Genomic DNA, 4,346 nt, shown 5'->3' with positions numbered 1-4,346 from the left:
CGCCGCGCGCTCGTCCTCGTCCAGGCCGAGGCCGCCCGCCGGACGGCGGCGCGGACGCCGAGCAGCAGCGCGTCCCGGTCGGCGGCGACCGCCCGCAACCGGCCGAAGTCGGCGGGCGCCGGGCCGCCGCGGATCCCCTCCAGCAGCCACAGCAGCCGGTCCGTGCATTCGGAGATCACCGAGCCGAACATGGGGCTTCCGGCGGTGCCGAGCACCCGGTCGTGCCGCCACAGCCCGAGGACGACCTCCAGCGCGGCGCCGAGCGCGGCCACGTCGGACGCGGCGCCGATCCCGTCGGCGAGGGACTGCGCGACGCGGCCGGACTGGTCGGCGCACCCACACAGCGCGGCGTCGAACAGCACCGCCGCGAGCCCCGCCACGTCGGCGCCGGCGCGGGCGCCGCGCTCGTCCAGGACGGCGGCGGCCGCGTCGGCGAGCGTCGGCCCGTACGCGCCCGCCTCGATCAGCGCGGCCTCGCGCTGCCCGCGCGGGTCGGCGGTGTCGATCCGCCAGCGTTCCTCCAGCACCTGGTCGGCGCCGCTGTCGGGACCCGAGTCGCGGACGAGGCCGGGGATCCGCAGGACGCGCAGCCGGTGCAGCGCCCGGCTGCGTTCCAGCCCGCGCGGCTGCGTCAGCTTGACGGTGAGCGGGCCGCTCTTGCCGAGCCCGAGCCGCTCCAGTTCCGCCGCGACGTGGTGGACGAGCGGCGGCGGCGGGCGTGTCCGGGTGCAGCCGCCCGACGCGGTCGCCGCCGAGCGCCGCGACCATCTCCACGACGGCCGGGTGGGCGCCGGGGCCGAGCGGGCCGCGCGACGTCCACGGGAGCCGCTGGTCGAGGTCGTCGGCGACGAGCGCGGCGACCAGCCCGTCCAGCAGGTCGGTGCGGGCGGCGCGCGGTGGCCGCGCAGCCGGGTCAGGCCGTCGGTGAGGGTGCGGGCGGCGATCAGGTCGGCGGTCGAGACGGCCTGCTTGCGCTCGCGCAGCCGCGTCACGACCGACTCGATGAGCGCGGCGGCCGCGCCGTCCGGGCCGTCGGCCCAGAGCCGCTCGTAGTACTCGGGCGACGGCATGCCCGACTGGTAGCCGGTGAACGCGTCGAGCCGCCGGAACGAGTACGGGACGAGGAAGCCTCCGCCGTCCGTGCCGTCCGCCGGTTCCGGCACCTCCGGCCAGCCCTCCGGGCCGTCGGCGGCGGCGTCGTCCGGGGCGGGGGCGGCGGCGAGGGCGCGCAGCGCCGGGGTGTGGAAGCCGCCGGTCACGACCACGACGGGACGGTCGCGGCGGCGCCTCGGCGGCGCGGATCCACCGCGCCATGTACGCCTCGCGGGCGGTGTCGTCCTCCCCGGCTTCGGCCTCGCCGCGGACCAGGTCGAAGTAGGCGTCGAGCCGTTCGGCGAGCCCGTCCGGGTCGCCGATCTCGAACAGGTGGTCCCACAGGATGTCGGTGTTGTCGACGGCGAACTCGCGGAGCAGCCGCCCGGTCGCCTCGGCGTAGCGCTTCTCGGCGTCGGCGTAGCGGTTGTCGCGGTCGGCGAGCGCGGGATGCCAGGCGGGCAGGTCGATGAACCGGACGTCGGCGCCCGCGGCGCGGCCCGCGTGCAGCGCGACCCATTCCGGCGAGTAGCCGCAGAACGGCGTCCAGCACCGGCCGACGCGGTCGCCGTCCCGGTGGTAGCTGAAGATCGCGACGGGCGGTTCGTGGCCGAGCAGCAGCTCGTCCAGCCGTCCGGTGAAGTCGGCGGGCCCCTCGACCAGGACGTGCGCGGGCCGCAGCCGCTCGATCGTCTCGCGGACCAGCCGGGCGCAGGCGGGGCTGTGGTGCCGGACCCCGACGAACGTGACCGCCATCAGCCGGGCAGCAGGTGCCGGGCGGCGTGCAGCGCCTTCCACTGCTCGCCCTTGCGGCGGGACGCCTGCTGTTCCAGGTAGCGGCGCAGCGGCCGAGGTCGTCGGCGCTGTCCTTGGCGGCGGTCCCGGCGAGGCACTCGACGATGTCGGCGGCGCCGCCCGGCTCGCCGCGCAGGAACCAGCCGCGCACCCCGACGGCGTGCGCGACCGACACCGCCTCGGCCGTGCTCATCACCGCCTGCGGCTTGTCCAGGGAGCGGCCCTCCTCGGTGGTCCCGGAGCGCAGCTCGCGGAACGTCGTGACGAGGACCTCCAGGACGTCGCGGCGCGGCGGGGCCTGGACGCCGCTGCGCTCCAGCAGCCGCGCCGCCTCCGCCTCGACGAGGTCGAGTTCGACGGCGAAGTCGGCGATCGGGAACACCGTCTCGAAGTTGAACCGGCGCTTCAGCGCCGCGCTCATCTCGTTGACGCCGCGGTCGCGGGTGTTGGCGGTGGCGATCACGTTGAAGCCGTCGCGGGCGAACACCATCGCCTCCGGGCCGGTCAGCTCCGGGATCGCCATGACCCGGTCCGACAGCGGGGAGAGCAGCGAGTCCTGCACTTCGAGGGGGCAGCGGGTGATCTCCTCGAACCGGACGACCCGGCCCTCGGCCATCCCGTGCAGCAGCGGCGCGGGCACCAGCGACCGGGTGGAGGGGCCCTCCGACACCAGCAGCGCGTAGTTCCACGAGTACTTGATCTGGTCTTCGGTGGTGGCGGCGCCGCCCTGGATCGTCAGGGTGGAGGTGCCGCTGACCGCCGCCGCGATCAGCTCCGACAGCAGCGACTTCGCGGTGCCGGGCTCACCGACCAGCATCAGCCCGCGGCTGGTCGCCAGCGTCACCAGCGCGCGGTCGATCAGCGCGGTGTCGCCGACGAACTTGCGGGTGACGCCGAGCTTGTCGTCACCGACGATGAACCGGCGCGCGGCCGTCAGGCTCAGCGCCCACCCCGGGGGCCTGGGCGCGGTGTCGTCCTGCGCGAGCCGCTCCAGCTCGGCGGCGTACCGGACCTCGGCGGGGGGCCGCTGGTAGTCGGTGGTGTCCTGGCCGGTGTCTCTGCCAGTGTCTTTCGTCATTTCCTTCTTCCGGGGGTCATCGGGCGGCCGTCCCGGCCGCGGAGACCAGTGTGGCAAGCGCGTCGGACACTTCGGCCCGGGTGCCGATCATGCTGGCACCGTCCGGGCGTATAGGGGAAATCGGACGAGCGGGTCGGGCGGGTCGAGCGGGGGCGGGCCGTCAGCCCGCCGCGTCGGTCAGCGCGGTGAGGGTCTCCGACAGCCGGACGGGGTCGAGTTCGCCGAACGTCCGCGCGCCGCCGGCAAGCCGGACCGTCCCGAGGACACGGTCGTCTCCGGCGCGCTCGGCCTCGACGTCGACGCGGTGGACGCCGCCGATCGTCCGTTCGAGGCTGCGGTAGCGGTCGGTGTACCAGCCGCGCCGCCGCAGCCCCTCCACGGCGGCCTCCGTCAGCCGGACGCCCGCGACCCGGTCCAGCCGGTCGGCGTGCCGTTCCGCTTCGGTCAGGACGACGACGGGACGGCCGAGCTGCGGGAACGGCTGCAGGATCTCGTAGTCGGCGAACACCTCCGACCACGCGTCCACGGCGTCGGCGCCCAGGTGCAGCGGGTGCGGCAGCCCGATCAGCGCCGACCCGGGAACGGTGAACGCGTCGTCGTGGACGTCGGCGAACGTGCCGTCCTCGGCGACCCGGAACGCCGCGACGGTGCCGCCGTCGTGGGCCGTCGGGTCGTCGGCCGTCGGGTCGTGGGCCGTCCAGACGAGGCGGCGCGCGAGGTGCCGGACGAGCGGGTGCCCGGCGACGAGGTCGCGGAACTCGGCGGGGTCCCAGCGGCGTCCCGCCAGCATCGCCCGCTGGAGGCGGCGGCGCTGGTCGGCCGCGACGGCGCGCACCTCCCGCTTGAGCGTCGCGAACGCCGCGTAGGCGGCGGGCGCGAGGTCGGGGTCGTCCTTGGCGCCGGGCTTGGGCAGCGACTTGCGCGGCTTGCCGGACTCGTCGGCCACGAACGGTTTGAGCTGCTCGTCGAACCCGACGGTGAACCGGCGCGGCCCGTAGTCGAGGACCATGCTCCCGGCGGCGTCCAGGCCGAAGCCGGGGACGAGCCGGTCGGCGAACCGTTCGACGGTCAGCCCGCGTTCGGCGGCGGCGAGGTCGAACTTGCGCCGCGCCTCCTTCCACAGCGCGGACGACCTCGTCTTCAGCATGATGTCGTAGACCGCGCCCATCGCCGCGTCGGAGCCGATGCCGACGAGCGCGTCCAGGCCGTGCGTCGCGCGCGCGACGCCGCTGCCGTCGCCCCAGGCGCGGACGAGCGGCGCGAGCAGCCGGACGGTCGCGTCGTCGCCGGTCGCGCCGAGCTGGTCCAGCGCCCACACCTCCTTCGCCGGGGCGCCCGACTCCAGCCACCGTTCGAACACCGCGCGGCCGAACGCGGCCAG

2 protein-coding genes and 2 pseudogenes are annotated in these 4,346 nt (G+C 75.8%); all 4 read right to left on the bottom strand.

The features are described 5' to 3' along the window. Positions 1–1,265: DUF5682 family protein (locus tag BJF79_RS33330; RefSeq protein ID WP_262402916.1), on the bottom strand; the 1,265-nt coding region annotated here is incomplete at its 3' end. 79 nt (positions 1,266–1,344) lie between these two features. Continuing rightward, positions 1,345–1,848, bottom strand: a pseudogene (locus BJF79_RS67570) (DUF5682 family protein); the annotation flags it as partial. A 493-nt stretch (positions 1,849–2,341) separates the two neighbouring features. After that, positions 2,342–2,704 (bottom strand): annotated as a pseudogene (locus tag BJF79_RS67565) (ATP-binding protein); the annotation flags it as partial. Positions 2,705–3,125: 421 nt separating this feature from the next. After that, positions 3,126–4,346, bottom strand: a 1,221-nt coding sequence (locus BJF79_RS33320; RefSeq protein WP_143220569.1) for a DUF4132 domain-containing protein, incomplete at its 5' end; no start/stop codon positions are given.

The organism is Actinomadura sp. CNU-125 (genome assembly GCF_001942465.1).
GTDB lineage: Bacteria > Actinomycetota > Actinomycetes > Streptosporangiales > Streptosporangiaceae > Spirillospora.
This window is presented reverse-complemented; position numbering and strand designations above follow the sequence as displayed.